Source organism: Acidovorax soli (assembly GCF_014207955.1).
Classification (GTDB): Bacteria; Pseudomonadota; Gammaproteobacteria; order Burkholderiales; family Burkholderiaceae_C; genus Acidovorax; species Acidovorax soli_A.
This window is the reverse complement of record NZ_JACHLK010000001.1, coordinates 237,902-257,090: the sequence shown is the minus strand read 5'-3', so window position 1 is coordinate 257,090 and position 19,189 is coordinate 237,902. Positions and strand designations below refer to the sequence as shown.

General features: G+C 67.6%; 19 protein-coding genes. 10 read left to right on the top strand and 9 right to left on the bottom strand.

The features are described from left to right. Positions 1-35: 35 nt before the first annotated feature. Together fahA and HNP48_RS01195 are read right to left on the bottom strand one after the other, a co-directional pair. Positions 36-1,307, bottom strand: coding sequence for a fumarylacetoacetase (fahA, locus tag HNP48_RS01200; protein ID WP_184855022.1), 1,272 nt, complete (start codon positions 1,305-1,307; stop codon positions 36-38). 32 nt (positions 1,308-1,339) lie between these two features. Next, the gene (locus tag HNP48_RS01195) at positions 1,340-2,335 is read right to left on the bottom strand and encodes a tripartite tricarboxylate transporter substrate binding protein (RefSeq protein ID WP_184855021.1); all 996 of its coding nucleotides are present in this window, start codon (positions 2,333-2,335) and stop codon (positions 1,340-1,342) included. A gap of 91 nt (positions 2,336-2,426) precedes the next feature. On the opposite strand from HNP48_RS01195, the gene HNP48_RS01190 reads away from it, so the two are divergent. Then, positions 2,427-3,206, top strand: a complete 780-nt coding sequence (locus HNP48_RS01190; protein ID WP_184855020.1) for an IclR family transcriptional regulator — start codon at positions 2,427-2,429, stop codon at positions 3,204-3,206. A gap of 3 nt (positions 3,207-3,209) precedes the next feature. Here HNP48_RS01190 and HNP48_RS01185 read toward each other — a convergent pair whose 3' ends face one another. Then, positions 3,210-3,749, bottom strand: a complete 540-nt coding sequence (locus tag HNP48_RS01185; protein ID WP_184855019.1) for a shikimate kinase — start codon at positions 3,747-3,749, stop codon at positions 3,210-3,212. 134 nt (positions 3,750-3,883) lie between these two features. On the opposite strand from HNP48_RS01185, the gene HNP48_RS01180 reads away from it, so the two are divergent. Both HNP48_RS01180 and HNP48_RS01175 read left to right on the top strand, forming a co-directional pair. Beyond that, positions 3,884-4,843 (top strand): YihY/virulence factor BrkB family protein, encoded by a 960-nt coding sequence (locus HNP48_RS01180; RefSeq protein ID WP_184855018.1) that lies wholly within the window; start codon positions 3,884-3,886, stop codon positions 4,841-4,843. Between the two features lie 211 nt (positions 4,844-5,054). Beyond that, on the top strand, positions 5,055-5,849 hold the full coding sequence (locus tag HNP48_RS01175; RefSeq protein WP_184855017.1) for a glycine zipper 2TM domain-containing protein: 795 nt from the start codon (positions 5,055-5,057) through the stop codon (positions 5,847-5,849). A gap of 10 nt (positions 5,850-5,859) precedes the next feature. On the opposite strand, the gene HNP48_RS01170 is transcribed toward HNP48_RS01175, so the two are convergent. From HNP48_RS01170 to fdxA, 6 genes are all read right to left on the bottom strand, one after another. Continuing rightward, entirely contained in the window at positions 5,860-6,792 is a 933-nt protein-coding gene (locus HNP48_RS01170; protein WP_184855016.1) for an electron transfer flavoprotein subunit alpha/FixB family protein, read from the bottom strand. Between the two features lie 19 nt (positions 6,793-6,811). Further along, complete coding sequence (locus HNP48_RS01165) at positions 6,812-7,567, bottom strand: electron transfer flavoprotein subunit beta/FixA family protein (RefSeq protein WP_184855015.1); 756 nt, start codon at positions 7,565-7,567, stop codon at positions 6,812-6,814. Between the two features lie 108 nt (positions 7,568-7,675). Further along, positions 7,676-8,863: an amidohydrolase family protein gene (locus tag HNP48_RS01160; RefSeq protein ID WP_184855014.1), complete on the bottom strand. Its 1,188-nt coding sequence runs from the start codon at positions 8,861-8,863 to the stop codon at positions 7,676-7,678. A gap of 244 nt (positions 8,864-9,107) precedes the next feature. Beyond that, positions 9,108-9,794 carry a TetR family transcriptional regulator gene (locus HNP48_RS01155; protein ID WP_184855013.1) on the bottom strand — a complete coding sequence of 229 codons (687 nt, stop codon included), beginning with the start codon at positions 9,792-9,794 and terminating at the stop codon, positions 9,108-9,110. 61 nt (positions 9,795-9,855) lie between these two features. Beyond that, a complete protein-coding gene (locus tag HNP48_RS01150; RefSeq protein ID WP_184855012.1) occupies positions 9,856-10,629 on the bottom strand; it encodes a ferredoxin--NADP reductase in 774 nt (257 codons plus the stop codon). Positions 10,630-10,698: 69 nt separating this feature from the next. After that, a complete protein-coding gene (gene fdxA / locus HNP48_RS01145; protein WP_184855011.1) occupies positions 10,699-11,028 on the bottom strand; it encodes a ferredoxin FdxA in 330 nt (109 codons plus the stop codon). Positions 11,029-11,203: 175 nt separating this feature from the next. On the opposite strand from fdxA, the gene HNP48_RS01140 reads away from it, so the two are divergent. The 7 genes from HNP48_RS01140 to HNP48_RS01110 all read left to right on the top strand — a co-directional run bounded on the left by HNP48_RS01140 (position 11,204) and on the right by HNP48_RS01110 (position 19,184). Then, entirely contained in the window at positions 11,204-12,835 is a 1,632-nt protein-coding gene (locus tag HNP48_RS01140; protein WP_184855010.1) for a 6-hydroxynicotinate reductase, read from the top strand. A 10-nt stretch (positions 12,836-12,845) separates the two neighbouring features. Then, the gene (locus HNP48_RS01135) at positions 12,846-13,769 is read left to right on the top strand and encodes a UPF0280 family protein (RefSeq protein WP_184855009.1); all 924 of its coding nucleotides are present in this window, start codon (positions 12,846-12,848) and stop codon (positions 13,767-13,769) included. 20 nt (positions 13,770-13,789) lie between these two features. Next, entirely contained in the window at positions 13,790-14,431 is a 642-nt protein-coding gene (locus tag HNP48_RS01130; protein WP_184855008.1) for an amino acid synthesis family protein, read from the top strand. Between the two features lie 45 nt (positions 14,432-14,476). Next, positions 14,477-15,061 carry an amino acid synthesis family protein gene (locus HNP48_RS01125; protein WP_184855007.1) on the top strand — a complete coding sequence of 195 codons (585 nt, stop codon included), beginning with the start codon at positions 14,477-14,479 and terminating at the stop codon, positions 15,059-15,061. A gap of 91 nt (positions 15,062-15,152) precedes the next feature. Continuing rightward, positions 15,153-16,358, top strand: coding sequence for an ABC transporter substrate-binding protein (locus HNP48_RS01120; protein ID WP_184855006.1), 1,206 nt, complete (start codon positions 15,153-15,155; stop codon positions 16,356-16,358). Positions 16,359-16,491: 133 nt separating this feature from the next. Further along, complete coding sequence (locus tag HNP48_RS01115) at positions 16,492-18,387, top strand: ABC transporter permease (RefSeq protein ID WP_184855005.1); 1,896 nt, start codon at positions 16,492-16,494, stop codon at positions 18,385-18,387. Continuing rightward, positions 18,384-19,184, top strand: a complete 801-nt coding sequence (locus tag HNP48_RS01110; RefSeq protein WP_184855004.1) for an ABC transporter ATP-binding protein — start codon at positions 18,384-18,386, stop codon at positions 19,182-19,184. Before HNP48_RS01115 ends, HNP48_RS01110 begins: the two co-directional genes overlap by 4 nt. Positions 19,185-19,189: the final 5 nt, after the last annotated feature.

Here is a 19,189-nt window from a genome sequence, read left to right as displayed (position 1 = left end):
AGCAGCCCCTCCTTCGAGGGGCCGCCTGCGGTGCATCAGGCGACGATCGTTCCGCTGACCTCACCCAGCCCGATGCGCACAGCCCCTTCGCGCTCGCACCAGCCCTTGAGGATCAGCGTGTCACCGTCTTCCAGAAAAGTGCGCTGCTCACCATTGGGCAGCGTGACCGGCTGCTTGCCGCCGCTGGCCAGCTCCAGCAAGGAGCCCGCCTCGGTCACCTCGGGGCCCGAGAGCGTGCCCGATCCCATCAAATCGCCCGGCTGCAGGTTGCAGCCGTTGACCGTGTGGTGCGCCACGAGCTGCGCGGGCGTCCAGTACGCGGCGCGGCGGCTGTTGGTGGCCGACAGGCGCACGGGGGCCTCGCCGGCCTCGCGCATGCGCGCGGTCTGCAGCAGCACTTCGAGCGTGATGTCGAAGGCGCCCTGGCTGCGGTTGTCCGCCGAGTCCAGGTAGGGCAGGGGCTGCGGGTCGGCGGCATCGCGCTCGAAGGCGGCACGGAAGGGCGCGAGCGCCTCCAGGGTCACCACCCAGGGCGACAGGGTGCTGGCGAAGTTCTTGGACAGGAAGGGGCCGAGCGGCTGGTATTCCCAACCCTGGATGTCGCGCGCGCTCCAGTCGTTGAACAGGGCCACGCCGAAGAGGTGCTGCTCGGCCTGGCCGATGGCCACAGGTTCGCCCTGGGCGTTGCCCTGGCCGATGAACCAGCCCAGCTCCAGTTCGTAGTCCAGGCGCTTGCAGGGGCCGAGCGTGGGCACGGCGGCATCGGGGGCCTTGGTCTGGCCTTGCGGGCGCTTGATGCGCTGGCCGCTGACGCCGATGGACGAGGCGCGGCCGTGGTAGCCGATGGGCACCCACTTGTAGTTGGGCAGCAGCGGGTTGTCCGGGCGGAACTGCTTGCCCACGGTGGTGGCGTGGTGCACGCTGGTGTAGAAGTCGGTGTAGTCGCCGATCTGGCAGGGCACGGCCATCTCCACCGTGGCCTGGGGCACCAGGGCCTGTGCCCAGGCGGCCTGGCGGCTGCTGCCCTCGCGCAGGCCTTCGGACAGCTGCTGGCGCAGCGCCTGGCGTTCGGCCGGGGTGGCGGCCATCAGCGCGTTCATGTCGTTGTGGGCCACCAGGCCGGCGGCCTGCAGGTCCAGGATCTGGTCGCCGATGGCGACGCCGATGCGCAGGGCCTCGCGGCTGCCCGCTGTGCGGAAGCGGCCGAAGGGCAGGTTCTGGATGGGAAAGTCGCAGCCCGCCACGTTGGCGGAGGCGACCCAGCTGCGCAGCTGGATACCGTGGGTGGCGTCGAGGGTGGTGGTCATGGTCAGTCGGGATGGAAGAGAAAAGAAAGGGATCAGTCTGCGCTCATCTGCGCGCTGTGCGCGACCTTGCCCAGGCGCTCGTACTCGCGCTTGGTCAGGGCATCGAAATCGGCCACGCTGGCGCTGCGCGGGGTGAAGCCCGCGGCCAGCAGCTTGTCCTTGACGGCGGGGTCGGCCAGGGCGTCGGCCAGCGCCTTGTTCAGGCGCTGGGCCACGGCGGCGGGCAGGCCGGCGGGGCCGTAGACGCCGAACCAGGGCTCGACCACCGCATCGGGCAGGCCGGCTTCGGCCAGGGTGGGCACGTCGGGCAGGGCGGGCGAGCGCTGGGCACCGGCCACGGCCAGGGCGCGCAGCTTGCCGGCCTGGATGTGGGGCAGGGAGGCGGGCAGGTTGTCGAAGGCGATCGGCACCTGGCCGCCGATCAGGTCGGTGATCAGCGGTGCGCTGCCCTTGTAGGGCACGTGCACCAGGTCGGTCTTGCTGGTCTGCGCGAAGAGCACGCCGGTCAGGTGCATGGAGGTGCCGGCGCCGGCCGTGGCGTAGGGAACACCGGGGCTCTTCTTCGCATGGGCGAGCAGCTCGGCCACGCTCTTCACGGGCAGGGCGGGGCCGGCTTCGAGCACGATGGTGGAGTTGCCCAAGAGGCCCACGGCGGTGAAGTCCTTGCGCGGGTCGAAGGGCATCTTCTTGTAGATGTGCGGGTTCAGCGCATTCGTGGAGATGGCACCCATGCCCACGGTGTAGCCGTCGGGCGCAGCCTTGGCCACGGCGTCCATGCCGATGTTGCCGCCCGCGCCCGCGCGGTTGTCGATGACGACTGGCTGGCCCAGGGTCTGCGCCATGTGGGCGCCCACGGTGCGCGCCACCAGGTCGGTGGTGCCGCCGGGGGCATAGGGCACGACGAAGCGGATGGGCTTGGCCGGGAAGTCCTGTGCGGCGAGCGGGCCGGCGGCCAGGCCGAGCACGGCGCAGGTGGCGGCGCAAAGCAGGCTGCGGCGGGTGGAAAGGGTGTGGGCGAAAGCTGCCATGCGGTGTCTCCAAGGGTCGTTGTAGTGATGCCCGGCATTCTTGGCCGGCCTGCGGTTTCCTACAATCGTTCTTTCCACTGTATGGACAAGCATGACCACCCTGGTGCTCGACCGCGTGCTGCGCATCCTCGACCAGCTCTCGCGCTACGACGCGCGCGGGCTGTCGCTGTCGGACATTGCGCGCCAGTCCGGCATCCCCCACCCCACCGTGCACCGGCTGCTGCAGGACATGATGGCCGCGCGCCTGGTGGCGGCGCTGCCCGAGGGCAAGGGCTACGTACTGGGCCGCCGCCCGTTCGAGCATGGCCTGGCCGCGCGCGGCCGGCACGATGTGGCGCCGCTCTTCACCGCCAACCTGCAGCGCCTGGCCGATGCCACGGGCTATGCGGCCTACCTGTTCGTGCTCAGCGGCCATGAGGCCGTCTGCTATGCCCATACCAATGTGCAGCGGCTGGAGCCGCCGCTGTCAGTCACGGTGGGCGGGCGCCGCCCGCTGGGCGTGGGGGCGGCCGGCCTGGCGCTGATGGCGGCGCAGGACGATGCGCTCATCGAGGCCGCCCTGGCCGCCAATGCGCCCACGCTGGGCCGTTACGGCGGGCTGGACGAGGCCACGCTGCGCACCCTGCTCACCCAGACCCAGGCCCTGGGCTATGCGCGCAGCGGCGGCTGCCTGAACACCAACACCGCCGCCGTGGGCCATGCGGTGGTGGATGCGGGGGGGCGGGCGTTTGCGGCCGTGAGCCTGTCGACCACCGTGGCGCGGCTGACCCAGCGCGAGGCGGCGCGCCTGGCCGCGTTGCTGCGCGCCGAGATCGCGGACATCCAGCCGCGCGTGCACTTCCACTGGAGCGATTCCTCGCCCCTGCGTTGAGGCCTACTGGGGCGCCTGCTCGGTGCCCGCAGCCATCTCCAGCTGCATCATGATCATGTTGACCAGCATGTGCACCGTGGGGCGGCCGGTCTCGATCACGTAGTGGGCGCTTTCGCGGTAGAAGCCGTCGCGCTGGGCATAAAGCGTGCGCAGCTTGTCCATGGGGTTGCCACCCTGCAGCAGAGGGCGGGTGCGGTCGTGCTTGACGCGTTTGTAGATCTCTTCGGGCGAGGCGCGCAGGTAGAGCACCGGGCCCATGGCGCGCAGCACCGCGCGGTTCTCGGCGCGCAGCACGGCGCCGCCACCGGTCGAGAGCACCATGCCGCCGGGCTGGGCGGCTGCCTTGGCCAGCTCCTCGGCTTCGAGCTCGCGAAAGCGCGCCTCGCCATGCTCTTCGAAGAACTGGCGGATGCTGGTGCCCAGCACTTCCTCCAGCCGGTGGTCCAGGTCGATGAAGGGCACGCCTGCGCGGTGCGCCAGCTGCCTGCCGATGGTGGATTTGCCCGAGCCGGGCATGCCGACCAGTGCGCAGCGAATCTGCATATTCTTTTCTTGCCCCTTGGGACGATTTTAGGGCAGAGGCCGGCGCGGCCCGTAAGGGGGTGCAGGATCTGTCCTACAGGTGCTTCGGTGCCCGGCCTCTGGCCGGTGTGCTGCGTGCACCCTAGCCTCGTGGCATGACCGTCTCCGACCGAATCCAGCGCGCCCGTGACCGCCTCCAGCCCCTGGTGCAGCCCGTGATGCCGCTGTGGCGCGCGGTGCAGCTGTGGCTCGATGCGGACGGCCTGCGCATGAGCGCCGCCATGTCCTTCTACGGCATGCTCAGCCTGGCGCCGCTGTTGCTGCTGCTGGTGGGCGTGCTCGGCTGGTGGCTGGACCGCAGCTACCTGGAAACCAGCCTGCTGCACCAGGTGCAGTCGGTGATGGGCGAGCGCGTGGCCGACGTGGTGCGCCAGGCGCTGGCCAGTGCCCAGGCCCCGTCCGAAGGCAGGCTGGCCTCGCTGGTCGGTTTTGTGGTGCTGCTTTCTGGCGCCACCGGGGTGTTCGTGGAACTGCAGTCGGCGCTGGCGCGGCTCTGGCAGGTCGACGACGGCCCCGACCCTGCGCGCGCCGCCTGGTGGCACATGGCCTCGCTGCGCCTGCGCGGCCTGGCCTATGTGCTGGCCATCGGCTTTCTGCTGCTGGTGTCGCTCACCATGTCCACCTTGATCAACCTGTTTGCGGGTTGGGCCAGCGCGCGGCTGTCGGTTGCGCCGCTGGGGCCCATTCTGCAGGTGGTCAATGAGGTCATCGCCTTCGGTTTTGCCGTGGCCCTGTTCGTCGGCCTGATGCGCATCGGCAGCGGGCGCAAGCCGCCGCTGCGCTGCCTGCTGGCGGGCGCGGTGCTGGGGGCGACCTTGTTCACCGTGGGCAAGCAGCTCCTGGCCTGGTACCTGTCGACCGCTGCCGTGGTGTCGGCCTATGGGGCGGCCGGCTCGCTGGTGGTGCTGCTCATGTGGATCTATTTCTCGTCGGCGGTGCTGCTGTTTGCCGCCAGCTGTGCGCGGGCCCTGGACGAAGCGGGCCTGCAGGTGCGCCGCCGGCGGGCCGTGGTGCCGGTCGACCAACCCGCCACCGGCGTGGCGCCGGTGCCCTGACGCTCTCTGTCGCCTTTCACTGTAAGCAATCGCAATTTGCTGCGAAACGGCGGCAGGCAGGCAAGCAGTTCTTACCGGTTCTTACAAAGGCGGCAGAAAACGGGCCCGCCGCTGGGTACCTTCGGCCCATGGTCCGCGCGCGTGGGGCCGCCCGATGGGGGCGCCGCCATGGCACTGGATGAATGAGCGAACATGGAAAGGAACAAGCAAGATGAACACGGTCACCACCCTGCAAGCGCGCGACGTGCGCACCGTGGCCACCGCAGCCCATGACCCCGCGGGCATGCCGATGAAGTGGATGTGGGGCGCCATTGCCGCGCTGGGTGCCTGCGTCGTGGCCCTGGCCACGACCCTGGTGGTGCAGAACCGGGCACCGCAGGGCGCCGCGGTGCCGGCGCCGGCTGCCACGTCGGCAAGCCCGGCCGTGGTGGCCCAGGCCCTGCCGGGCCAGCCTGCGCAGCCCCTGGGGCTGGTGCCGGCCCAAGCAGGCGGTACACCCACGCCGCAGCGCATGCCTGAGCCGATGCAGCCCGCCCAGCGTGCCGATCTCGTGGGGGGCACCATGCCCATGGCGGCGCAGCGCGCGCCCGTGTGCAGCACCTGCGGCCGGGTCGAATCGGTGCAGGCCATCCAGCAGGCCGAGCCTGCCACCGGCGTGGGTGCGGTCGCGGGCGGTGTGCTCGGCGCCGTGGTGGGCAACCAGATCGGCAAGGGCAATGGCCGCACGGCGGCCACGGTGCTGGGCGCGGTGGGCGGCGGCTATGTGGGCCACCAGGTGGAACAGCGCACGCGCACCCGCACGGTCTACCAGGTGGCGGTGCGCATGGACGATGGCTCGTTGCGCCGCTTCACGCGCGCCGAGCCACCGGCCGTGGGCACGCCCGTGGCGCTGCAAGGCAAGGGCTACCGCATCGACCACGAGCGCGACAGCCGCCCGAGCCAGGGCGGTGGCGGCGCCTACACCCACGCCCCGGCGGGCGCGGTGCGTGTCGCGAACGGCTATTGAGGCCGGCTGATCAGAGCGCCTTGACCAGCTCCGGCACCGCCGCAAACAGATCCGCCTCCAGCCCATAGTCGGCCACACTGAAGATCGGCGCCTCCGCATCCTTGTTGATCGCCACGATCACCTTGGAGTCCTTCATGCCCGCCAAGTGCTGGATGGCCCCGGAGATTCCAGCCGCCACATACAGCTGCGGCGCCACGATCTTGCCCGTCTGGCCCACCTGCAGGTCGTTCGGTGCATAGCCTGCATCGACCGCGGCGCGGCTGGCGCCAATCGCAGCCCCCAGCTTGTCGGCCAGCGGGGTCATCACTTCGTCGAACTTTTCCTTGCTGCCCAAAGCCCGGCCACCGGAGACGATGATCTTGGCAGCCGTCAGCTCGGGTCGGTCGCTCTTGGCGATCTCGCTGCCCACAAAGCTGCTCTTGCCAGCATCCGCTGTTGCGGTGGCGGTTTCGGTGGCGGCACTGCCGCCCGTTGCGGCTGCGGCATCAAAGCCCGTGGTGCGCACGGTGATGACCTTGGTGGCGTCCTGGCTCTGCACGGTGGCAATGGCGTTGCCGGCGTAGATGGGGCGCTCGAAGGTGTCAGGGGAGACCACCTTGGTGATGTCGCTGATCTGGGCCACATCGAGCTTGGCCGCCACGCGCGGGGCCACGTTCTTGCCACCGGCGGTGGCGGGGAACAGGATGTGGCTGTAGTTGCTGGCGATGGCGAGGACCTGGGCGGCGACGTTTTCGGCCAGGCCATGGGCCAGGCCGGCGGCATCGGCGTGGAGGACCTTGGCAACACCCGCGATTTGTGCGGCTGCTGCGGCGGCACCAGCGGCGTTGTGGCCGGCCACCAGCACGTGCACGTCGCCACCGCAGGCAAGGGCTGCGGTCACGGTGTTCAGGGTCGCGCCCTTGATGGCAGCGTTGTCGTGTTCAGCAATAACGAGTACGGTCATTTCTTGTTCTCCTTATTGTTCAGATGACTTTGGCTTCGTTCTTGAGCTTCTCGACCAGGGCGGCCACATCGGCCACCTTGACGCCGGCACCGCGCTTGGGCGGTTCGCTGACCTTGAGGGTCTTCAGGCGCGGGGCCACATCCACACCGAGGTCTTCGGGCTTGACGGTGTCGAGCTGCTTTTTCTTGGCCTTCATGATGTTGGGCAAGGTGACGTAGCGGGGCTCGTTCAGGCGCAGGTCGGTGGTGATGACGGCGGGGAGGGACAGAGAGAGGGTCTCCAGGCCGCCGTCGATTTCGCGGGTGACGCTGACCTTGTCGGCGGCGAGTTCGACCTTGCTGGCGAACGTCGCCTGGGGCAGGTCGGCCAAGGCCGCCAGCATCTGGCCGGTCTGGTTGGCGTCGTCGTCGATGGCTTGTTTGCCCAGGATCACGAGACCCGGTTGTTCCTTGTCGACCAGGGCTTTGAGGAGCTTGGCCACGGCCAGGGGCTGCAGATCCAGGTCGGCGGGGGTTTCCACCAGGATGGCGCGGTCGGCGCCAATGGCCATGGCGGTGCGCAGGGTTTCCTGGCACTGGGCCACGCCGCAGGAGACGGCGATGACTTCGGTGACCAGGCCTTTTTCTTTGAGGCGCACGGCCTCTTCGACGGCGATTTCGTCAAAGGGGTTCATGCTCATCTTCACGTTGGCGATGTCCACACCCGTGTTGTCCGACTTGACGCGGACCTTGACGTTGTAGTCCACCACGCGCTTGACGGGGACGATTACTTTCATTGGAAGAACTCCATCAGTACAAAGAAACAGGGGGCGCTGGCGCATGCACCAGCGCGGCAAATGAAAAAGGTGTGCTGAAGGGGTTCAGGGCCGGTTCGCGGCCAGGGCTCAGACCACCACCGGGATTTCGGTAGCGGGCGGCGTGTTGCGGCTACGCCCGCAGCGCACGATGCCGTCGATCATCACCATGCCGATGCCCGGAATGTCGCCCAGCTGCACGCTTTCGAGCAGGGTGGCGCCGGCCGTGTGCTGGGCGCGGTCCATGAACACGAAGTCGGCTGCGCGGCCCGGTTCGATCAGCCCGCAGTTGAGGTCGCGGATGCGTGCCGTGTTGCCGGTGGCAAAGCAGAACACCAGCTCGGCCGGGATGTTGGCGAAGCTCGAAATCAGCGCGATCATGCGCAGCATGCCCAGGGGCTGCACGCCCGAGCCCGCGGGGCCGTCGGTGCCCAGGATCACGCGGTGCGGGCACTTGAGTTCCATGGCGGCGCGCGCGGCCTCGATGGCGATCTTCTCGTTGCCGTTGTGCACCAGCTCGATGGCGCGCGAGGATTTTTCGCACAGCTCGCACACATGCTTCCAGGGCAGCGAGGTGTGGCCGCCATTGATGTGGCCGATCACGTCGGCGTCGGCCTCCAGCACCACGTCCTTGTCGATCAGGCCCGAGCCCGGGATCGACGGGCCGCCCGTGTGGATGGTGCTCTGGATGCCGTGCTTGCGCGCCCAGGCCACCATCTCCTTGGCCTCGTAGCCGGCCTTGACCGAGCCCAGACCCACTTCGCCGAGCAGCTTCACGCCGGCCTCGGCCATGTCCTTGAAGTCCTGCTCGACCATGCCCTTCTCGATCACCGGGGCGCCGGCGATCACCTTCACGCCGCCGGGGCGGAAGTTGTCGAATGCGCGCTGCGCGGTGATGGCCAGGGCTTTCACGCCCACGATGTCCTTGGGACGGCCGGGCAGGTGCACCTCGCCGGCAGAAATCATGGTGGTCACACCGCCGTTCATGGTCGAGTCGATCCAGCCGATCTGGTTCTGGCGTGGTGTCCAGTCGCCGAACACGGGGTGCACGTGGCTGTCGATCAGGCCGGGCGCCACGCAGGTGCCGCGTGCATCGATGGTGGTGCGCGCGTGTTCGGTGTCGCAGTCCTTCTCGCGGCCCACGGCCACGATGAGGCCGTCGTTCACGACGATGGTGTCGGCATCGAGGATGGGGCGTTCGAGGTCGCCCGAGAGCAGCAGGCCGATGTTCTTGATGACGACTTTGCCGGAGGTTGCGTTGGTGGAGAGGTCTGCCATGGAGGGTTCCAGTCGGGGGAGGGATGGAAGGGGCAAACTGCGGCGATCGTGGGGCTGCAATTCGTGTAGTGAATACTACATAAGAGGTGCGTGTCGTGCAAGATGGAATGCACTGCAAAGCGCTCTTGTCGCAAAGCCGGGCGGGGCCGCGAGGCAGGCAGGCTGCGCCCCTCGCTGGTCAGGTAGACCGGCGAGAAGCGCTTGCAAGATGGGGGCCATGGGCCCGGGGAATGCGTGCCGCGCCTCAGGCTGCGCGCACAGTCCGAAGCACGGTATCGATCATGAAGTCGTCCCAGTGGGCGACGGCTTCGGGCTGGTCAATGTCCTCGCCCAGGAAGGCCGAGAGTGTGTAGCGGTTGGACTGGTAGAAGTAGCCCATGGAGGCGATCAGCAGGTACAGGTCGCGCGCGCGCAGGTCGGCGCGGAACTCCTTGCTGGCCACGCCGGCGGCCAGCACCTGCTCGATCACCGACACGGCAGGCGAGGAATACTCGCGCGCGCGCAGCGACTTGGAGATGTGCTTGCCCTTGTGCAGGTTCTCGGTATTGAGCAGCGTGACGAACTCGGGGTGCTTGCGGTAGTACTGGCTCACGAAGCGCACCACGGCCTTGAGGGCCTCGACGGGGGTGTCGAGGCGGATATCGAGGGCCGTCTCGGCGTCGTTCATGCGCCGGTAGATCTCTTCGAGCACCTCGATGAAGAGGCCTTCCTTGCTGCCGAAGTAGTAGTAGATCATCCGGTCGAAGGACTTGGCCGCCTTGGAGATCTTCTCCACGCTGCCGCCTTCGTAGCCGTAGCGCGCGAACACCTTGATCGCCGCCTTGAGGATGTTGTCGCGGGTCGTTTGCGCCGCCTGCTCGCGCACGCCGGTGCGGCGGGCGGAGGGAGCGCGGGTGGAAGCAGTCCGGGTCTTGGTGGGTGTGGCCGACATGGATGATCCGTTGGGTGGCAGGGCAGCCCCTGCGGTGCAGGGGCCGGGCCTGCCGGAGATATTACTGCTCCGCGAAGGCGCGCTCGATCACGAAATCGCCGGGCTTGGTGGTGTTGCCTTCCTTGAAGCCGCGCTCTTCCATCATGTGCTTGAGGTCGCGCAGCATCTCGGGGCTGCCGCAGATCATCACGCGGTCTTCCACCGGGTTCAGGGCCGGCAGGCCCAGGTCGCGGGCGAGCTGGCCGTTTTCGATCACGGTGGTCACGCGGCCCTGGTTCTTGAACTCCTCGCGCGTCACGGTGGGGTAGTACTTGAGCTGCTTGCTCACCATCTCGCCCAGGAACTCGTGCTCGGGCAGTTCCTTGGTGATGTAGTCGTGGTAGGCCAGTTCCTTGACCTCGCGCACGCCGTGCACCAGCACCACTTCCTCGAACTTCTCGTAGGTTTCGGGGTCGCGGATCAGGCTCAGGAACGGGGCCAGGCCCGTGCCGGTGGACAGCATGTACAGGCGCTTGGCGGGCAGCAGGTAGTCGATCAGCAGGGTGCCCGTGGGCTTCTTGCCCACCACGATGGAATCACCCACCTGGATGTTCTGCAGGCGCGAGGTCAGCGGGCCGTCGGGCACCTTGATCGACAGGAACTCCAGGTGCTCCTCGTAGTTGGCGCTGGCGATGCTGTAGGCGCGCAGCAGCGGCTTGCCGTTCACGCGCAGGCCGATCATGGTGAAGTGGCCATTGGAGAACCGCAGCGCGGTGTCGCGGGTGGTTTTGAACGAAAAAAGGCGGTCCGTCAGGTGGTTGACGGACAGCACGCGTTCTTCAAGAAAGGCGCTCATGGTCGTAACGTCGGCTAAAAGTTGAGAAATCGGGTGTAAAAGCTGGCTGGAAGGCTGGGGCCGCAGGCGTCAGAAGCTGACATCCAGGCCGGAAAGCTTGTGGCTCACAACCCTCCATTGTTCCGCATCTGGCAAAGGCGGTTTTCTTTTGGTGATAGTGGGCAGGCTGGGAGCCAGCTTTTTGTTGAAGGCCAGGAAGATTTCCATGCCTTCGGGCAGGTCGTCCTCGGCATAAATGGCATTGGCCGGGCATTCGGGAATGCAGACCGCGCAGTCGATGCATTCGTCGGGGTCGATCACCAGGTACTCCGGCCCCTCCTTGAAGCAATCAACCGGGCATACATCCACGCAGTCGGTGTACTTGCACCGAATGCATGCGTCTGTGACTACGTGCGTCATTTTGGGGCTCCTTGTGCACCATTTCAGGGGGCGCGCAAACACTATTGCGGACTGCGAATGATTGCGCTACATTCGCCTCAAATGTAGTGATCACCACATTTTTGTTAAGTGAATGCTACACAAAACGCCATGAACGTACAAGCACTGAAATCGGTGCGAGGAATGGGTTGCCACGATGACTGAACACACCAAGACCGACGGACTTCCCGGCATGGATGCACCCGAGCTGCCGCAGGTGCTTGAGCGCGCCCGGCCGCGCAATGAGCGCATGAACGCGGCCAAGGTGGAGTGCAATGCCTGCCCCGTGCTGTGCCAGATTTCCGAAGGCCGCAGCGGCGCCTGCGACCGCTATGCCAACCAGGCCGGCGTGCTGGTGCGGGTCGATCCCGTGGTGCTGCTGCGCAAGACCATCGAGGACGGCGAGGCCAAGCTGGTGCCCTTCTCGGGCCGTGCCATCGAAGCCGGTGCCGAGGCTGCCGAGGCTGCCGAGGCCCCTGCCGGCCAACCCACCTGGAATGGCGACCTGCTGCTGACCGAGGAAGTCTTCGTTACCGGCGTGGGTTCCTCCACCACCTACCCCGACTACAAGCCCGCGCCCTTCATCGTGGGCTCCCAGGCCGATGGCGTGGACATGGTCACCGTGGTCACCGAAGGCATCTTCAGCTACTGCAGCTTCAAGGTGAAGATCGATACCGACCGCTTTCTCGGCCCGGAGCAGGCCAATGTGCGCTGCAAGGGCGAGGTCGTGGGCCATGTGACCACGGCCGAGTACGGCTCGCAGATGCTGTCGCTGGGCGGCGTGCACCACCTCACGGGCGGCAGCAAGAAGGAAGGGCGCATCGCCAACGAGATGATGCAGGCGCTGGGCAACAAGCAGGCGGTGGAGCTGACCATCGACGGCGGCTCGCAGCTCGTGATCCAGGCCGGCCATGCGCCCATCGTCAACGGCGTGGCCGAGCAGCGCATGCGCGTGGGCTGCGGCTCGGCGGCCATCGGCATCTTTGCGCGCCAGTTCTTCGGCCAGGCCGACGAGGTGGTGGTGGTGGACGACCACATCACCGGCGTGCTCACCGAGCACCAGGCCGGCCGCTGCCTGGACATGAAGTCTTCGGGCATCAAGATGCGCGGGCGCAAGTCCACGCCGGGCCGCTACTTCCAGGTGGCCAACCCGGGCACGGGCTGGGGCGGCACCGATATTGCCGATCCGCTGTCCATCATCGAAGGCTGGGACGAAGCCGTGGCCTGGCCCGGCCTGCGCCTGCTGATGACCTCCACGACCGGCGAGCACGCGAGCTGGTATGTGCTCGATGAGTCGCTGGTGCCGGTGGAGGCCGAAATGCCCGAAGCGGTGCGCCGCATCGTCGAGCGCATCGGCGAGAACTGTGAGCCCTCGCTGACCTCGGTGCTGTTCCTCGGCGGCGCGGGTGGCAGCCTGCGCGCCGGTGTTACCGAGAACCCGGTGCTGCTCACGCGCTCCATCAAGAACGCCCTGGTCAACGTGACCTGCGGTGGCGCGCCGGCCTATGTCTGGCCCGGCGGCGGCATCACCGTGATGGCCGATGTGCTGCGCATGCCCGACAACAGCTTTGGCACCGTGCCCACGCCGGCCATCGTGGCGCCCATCGAATTCAGCATGCGCCGCAGCGACTACGAATTGCTGGGCGGCCACATGGGCGAGGTGCGCAGCCTGCGCGAGGTGCTCGAACGCGGTGCCTGGCACAACGATGGGGCGCCGCTGTCGGCCTCCTGGCTGGCCCTGCCATCGGCCAACCCCTGGCCGCTGGGCCGCCCACCGCTGCTGGGTTGAGGGCTGGGCCATGCAAGCCACCCGTCAACTGCTGTCCCCGGGCCGCTGGCATCTGCAGCATGGCCCCATGGACATCATCGTCCAGGCCGAGGGCGATGCGCTGGCCGTGGCTGCCGCACATGCGCGCGCCTGGGTGCGGTTCGAGGGCCTGCTGCAGGAGCTGGTGCGCGAGCTGCCCGCGCTGCGCGCACCGGTGGGCGAGGGCGAATGCCCGCTGCAGGGCCCCGTGGCGCGCCGCATGTGGCAAGCGTGCCGGCCTTTCCGCCAGGACTTCATCACCCCCATGGCCGCGGTCGCCGGCTCGGTGGCGCAGGAGCTGCTGTCCTGCTACGTGGTGGATGGCGTGCGGCGGGCCTGGGTGAACAATGGTGGCGACATCGCATTGCACCTGGCAGCGGGCGAAACGGCCCGGGTCGGCGTGTATGCCGATATCGCTGCACTCGATGCGGCGCAGCTGCAGCAAGGGCTGCTGCTGGACGGCGCGTTCAGCATCGCCAGCACGATGCCCGTGCGCGGCATTGCCACCAGCGGCTGGCGCGGGCGCAGCCATTCGCTGGGCATTGCCGACAGCGTCACCATCCTGGCCACCACGGCGGCCCAGGCCGATGCCGCTGCCACGGTGGTGGCCAATGCGGTGAACGTGCAGGATGCGCGCATCGTGCGCAGGCCCGCCTGGGAGGTCAAGGACGACAGCGACCTGGGCAGCATCCCCGTGACGGTCGATGTGCCCCAGCTGCCTGCGGCGCTGGTGCGCCAGGCCCTGCAGGCCGGTTTGGAAAAAGCGCAAGAATTGCAGGCTGGCGGTCACCTGTGGTACGCCCTGCTCTCATGCCAGGGGCAATGGATGGCGACGCCATCGGCCACCGGCCTGCTGGAGCACGCTGCGCCCGGGAAGTCCGGCGCCGTTATCGAAGTTGGTTCAGTATTTGCTTAATGAATTGCACAGGCCATCCCATGATCCAGATCCGACGCGTTTTCACCCATGTTGAGGAAATCCGGCACGAATTCGGGCCCGAAACCGGTGCACCGCTGCTGCGCGGTGCCATCGGCGCGGTGCTCACCAACCCCTATGCCGGCCGCTACGAAGCCGACATCCTGCCCATGATGGATGCGCTGCAGGACGTGGGCCTGGACATGGCGCAACGCCTGCTGGCCGCCATGGGCGTGCCGGCCGAGCGCATCGCGACCTATGGCAAGGGCGCCATCGTCGGCGCGGCCGGCGAACTCGAGCACGGCGCGCTGTGGCACGTACCCGGCGGCTATGCCATGCGCGAGTTGCTGGGCTGGAAGGGCGACCGCAACGCCTACGCCAAGGGCCAGGCCGAGGAAAAGACCGGCCAGCCGGGCAACGCGCTGTCCATCGTGCCCTCCACCAAGAAGGTGGGCGGCCCCGGTGCGGCGCTCGACGTGCCGCTCACCCACATCAACGCCAGCTACGTGCGCAGCCATTTCGACGCCATCGAGGTGCGCGTGCCTGGTGCGCCGCGGGCCGACGAGATCGTCTTCATCCTGGCCATGACCACCGGCGCGCGCATCCACGCCCGCGTGGGCGGGCTCAAGGCCGAAGACATCAGCCAGTGGAACGGCCTGCGCTGATCCCCCGCCATCCATAACGAATACGAGAGACCAAGGAGTACACACATGCCCGCCAAGATCCGGAAAATCATCGTCCAGACCGACGAAGTGCGCGTGGAAATGGGCCAGGAGGTCAACCCTCCCGTGCGCAAGGCCCTGGCCATGGCCGTCATCGAGAATCCCTTTGCCGGCCGCTTCGAGCAGAACCTCGACGCGCTGATCGCCATCGGCGAGGAACTCGGCGGTCTGCTGGGCGAGCGCTGCGTGCAGGCCCTGGGCATCACGCCCGGCCAGGCCGAAAGCTATGGCAAGGCCGCCATCGTGGGCGAGGGCGGCGAGCTGGAACATGCCGCCGCCATCCTGCACCCCAAACTGGGCGCGCCGCTGCGCGTGGCGGTGGAAAAGGGCGCCGCCCTGGTGCCATCGAGCAAGAAGATCGGCGGCCTGGGCGCCGCCATCGACGTGCCCCTGGGCCACAAGGATGCTGCCTACGTGCGCAGCCATTTCGACGCCATGGAGGCCCGTGTGGCCGATGCGCCACGCGCCAACGAGATCGTGGTGGCGGTGGTCGTGACGGCCGGCGGCCGCCCGCTGCCGCGCATCGGCGGCCTCACCACCGCAGAAATCCAGGGCAAGGACGGCCTGCGCTGAGCGCACCGCCACACCCGTGACCCACAGTCTCCCCGATACTTACCGTTTGCCCCGCTGTTTCTCTCCCATCCAATCCCTCAGGAGTGTTCCCATGACGATGCTAAAGACCCTCATGCGTGTTACGGCCGCCGCCGCGCTGGCCGCCACCCTGGCTCCCGCCATGGCCCAGGATGTCATCAAGATCGGTGAGATCAACAGCTACAAGGCCCAGCCCGCCTTCCTCGAGCCCTACAAGAAGGGCATGGAACTGGCCGTGGACGAAATCAACGCCGCCGGCGGCCTGCTGGGCAAGAAGGTCCAGCTCGTGATCCGCGACGACAACGGCAACCCCGGCGATGCCGTGCGCGCGGCCGAGGAACTGGTTTCGCGCGAGAAGGTCGATGTGCTCACCGGCTCCTTCCTCTCGCACGTGGGCCTGGCGCTGACCGACTTCGCCAAGCAAAAGAAATTCTTCTTCCTGGCCGGCGAGCCGCTGACCGACAAGATCGTCTGGCAGAACGGCAACCGCTACACCTACCGCCTGCGTCCCTCCACCTACATGCAGGTGTCGATGATGGTGCCCGACGCCGTGGCCCTGAAGAAAAAGCGCTGGGCGCTGGTCTACCCCAACTACGAGTACGGCCAGTCGGCCGTGGCCACCTTCAAGCAGCTGCTCAAGGCGGCCCAGCCCGATGTGGAATTCGTCGTCGAGCAGGCCCCGCCGCTGGGCAAGGTCGACTCGGGCAGCGTGGTGCAGGCCCTGGCCGATGCCAAGCCCGATGCCATCTTCAACGTGCTGTTCGGTGCCGACCTGTCCAAGTTCGTGCGCGAAGGCAACACCCGCGGCCTGTTCCAGGGCCGTGAAGTGGTCAGCCTGCTGACCGGCGAGCCCGAGTACATGGACCCGCTCAAGGACGAGGCCCCCAACGGCTGGATCGTGACCGGCTACCCCTGGTACGGCCTGCAGACGCCTGAGCACAAGGCCTTCCACACCGCCTACCAGGCCAAGTTCAACGACTACCCGCGCCTGGGCTCGGTGGTCGGTTACAGCGCCATCAAGTCGCTGGGCGAGGGCATCAAGAAGGCCAACTCCACCGACACCGAGAAGCTGGTCGTCGCCTTCAAGGGCCTGCAGGTGCCCACGCCCTTCGGCCGCATCACCTACCGCCCCGAGGACAACCAGTCCACCATGGGCGGCTATGTCGGCCGCTCCAAGAACGAAGGCGGCAAGGGCGTGATGGTCGACTACCGCTATGTGGACGGCGCCAAGGTGCAGCCCTCGAACGACGAAGTCAAGAAGATGCGCCCAGCCGACTGACGGCTGGTCCCCGGCCTGACGCGGCTGGTGGGCTCTTGCGCCCGCCAGCCGCCAAGGCCATATTGCTACCCCACATGCACGCGAACGGGCAGACGGACATGCCCGAGGGACAAGTGTTGCCGAAGGATCTGGAATGAGTTTTTCGAGTTTTATCGTTCAGCTGCTCAATGGGCTGGCGGGGGCTTCCTCGCTGTTCCTGGTGGGAGCCGGGCTGTCGCTGATCTTCGGTGTCACACGCATCGTCAATTTCGCGCATGGCTCGTTCTTCATGGTGGGCATCTACGTGGCCTACTCGCTGGTGGCCAAGCTGGGCACGGGCCTGGGTTTCTGGCCCGCGCTGCTGCTCTCGGCCGTGGTGGTGGGCGTGCTCGGCGCCCTGGTGGAGGTGGTGCTGCTGCGCCGCATCTACAAGGCGCCCGAGCTGTTCCAGCTGCTGGCGACCTTTGCGCTGGTGCTGGTGATCAAGGACGCGGCGCTCTGGATCTGGGGCCCCGAGGAACTGCTCGGCCCGCGTGCGCCGGGCCTGTCGGGCTCGGTCAGCATCCTGGGCCGGCAATTTCCGTCCTATGACCTGTTCCTCATCGTCGTCGGCCCGGTGGTGCTGGGCCTGCTGTGGCTGCTGCTCACCCGCACCCGCTGGGGCACGCTGGTGCGCGCCGCCACGCAGGACCGCGAGATGGTCAGCGCCCTGGGCGTGAACCAGGCCTGGCTGTTCACGGCCGTGTTCGCCCTGGGTGCCCTGCTGGCCGGCCTGGGCGGCGCATTGCAGCTGCCGCGCGAGCCCGCCACGCTGGAGATGGACCTCAACACCATCGGCGCTGCCTTCGTGGTGGTGGTGGTGGGCGGCATGGGTTCCATCCCGGGCGCCTATGTGGCGGCGCTCCTGATCGCCGAGATCAAGGCCGTCTGCATCTGGCTCGGTGTGGTCGAGATCTTCGGCTACAGCGTCTCGTTCTCCAAGCTCACCCTGGTGGTCGAGTTCCTCGTGATGGCGGTCGTGCTCGTGGTGCGCCCCTGGGGGCTGATGGGCAAGGCCCAGGCCGCCAGCCGCAACACCGGCATCCCTGAAGCGCCGCTGCGCGCCTCGCCGTCCTGGTACAAGATCGGCGCCGCCGCGCTGGTGGCCGTGCTGGTGGTGCTGCCCTTCGTGACGACCGGCTCGCCCTACCTCACGGTGCTGATGATCGACCTGCTGATCGCCGCCCTGTTCGCGGCCAGCCTGCACTTCATCATGGGCCCGGCGGGCATGCACTCTTTCGGCCATGCGGCTTACTTCGGGCTGGGTGCTTATGCGGCCGCGCTGCTGGTGCGCTCGGCTGGCATTCCCATGGAGGTGGCTCTGGTGCTGGCACCGCTGGCCGCCGCTGCGGGCGCGCTGCTCTACGGCTGGTTCTGCGTGCGCCTGTCGGGCGTGTACCTGGCCATGCTGACGCTGGCCTTCGCACAGATCACCTGGGCCATCTGCTACCAGTGGGACGGCTTCACGGGCGGCAGCAACGGCCTCACGGGCGTGTGGCCGGCGCAGTGGCTGTCGGACAAGCGCAACTACTACTTCCTCACGCTGGCCCTGGTGGTGGGCGGCGTGCTGGCATTGCGCCGCGTGCTGTTCTCGCCGTTTGGCTATGCGCTGCGCGCCGGGCGCGACTCGGTGCTGCGCGCCGACGCCATCGGCATCGACGTCAAGCGCATGCAGTGGACGGCCTTCGTCATCGCCGGCCTGTTCGCGGGCCTGGGCGGTGCGCTGTTCGCCTTCTCCAAGGGCAGCATCTCGCCCGAGGCGCTGCACGTGGGCAAGTCGGTCGACGGCCTGGTCATGGTGCTCCTGGGCGGTATCCAGACGCTGGCCGGCCCGGTGGTGGGTGCCGTCACCTTCACCTGGCTGCACGACACCGTGGCGCGCAATACAGACTACTGGCGCGCCATGCTGGGCGCCATCATCCTGATCCTGGTGCTGCTGTTCCCGCAGGGCATTGCCGGTGCGATCAAGCAACTCGTCGACAACAAGCGCGAAGCGAAGGAGGCAGCATGAGCCTGCTCAAAGTCACTGGCCTGGGCAAGTCGTTCGGCGGGGTCAAGGCCGTCGACGGCATCCATTTCGAGCTGGCGGCCGGCGAGCTGCTGGCCCTGATCGGCCCCAACGGCGCGGGCAAGTCCACCACCTTCAACATGGTCAACGGCCAGCTGCAGGCCGACGCGGGCTCCATCCAGCTCAACGGCCAGGAACTCGTGGGCCGCAAGCCGCGCGACATCTGGCGCCTGGGCGTGGGCCGCACCTTCCAGATCGCCGAGACCTTTTCCTCGCTGACGGTGGTGGAAAACGTGCAGATGGCATTGATCTCGCATGACAGCCGGCTGTTCTCGATGTTCCGCAAGGCCTCGGACCACAAGCGCGACGAGGCCCTGGCCCTGCTCGAACAGGTGGGCATGAAGGCCCAGGCCGACCGGCCCTGCAGCGTGCTGGCCTATGGCGACGTGAAGCGCGTGGAGCTGGCCATTGCCATGGCCAACGCGCCCAAGCTGCTGCTCATGGACGAGCCCACGGCCGGCATGGCACCCAAGGAGCGCAACGAGCTGATGGCGCTGACCAAGCAGCTGGTGATCGACCGCGGCATGGCCGTGCTGTTCACCGAGCACAGCATGGACGTGGTGTTCGCGTACGCCGACCGCATGATCGTGCTGGCGCGCGGCCGCCTGATCGCCGAGGGCAAGCCCCTGGAACTGCGCGACCACCCCAAGGTGCAGGAGGTGTACTTCGGCACCGGCAAGACCTTCGAGAAAAAGACGGCCGGTGCCGCCCCGGTGGCAGCGCCTGCGGAGACCGCATGATGACG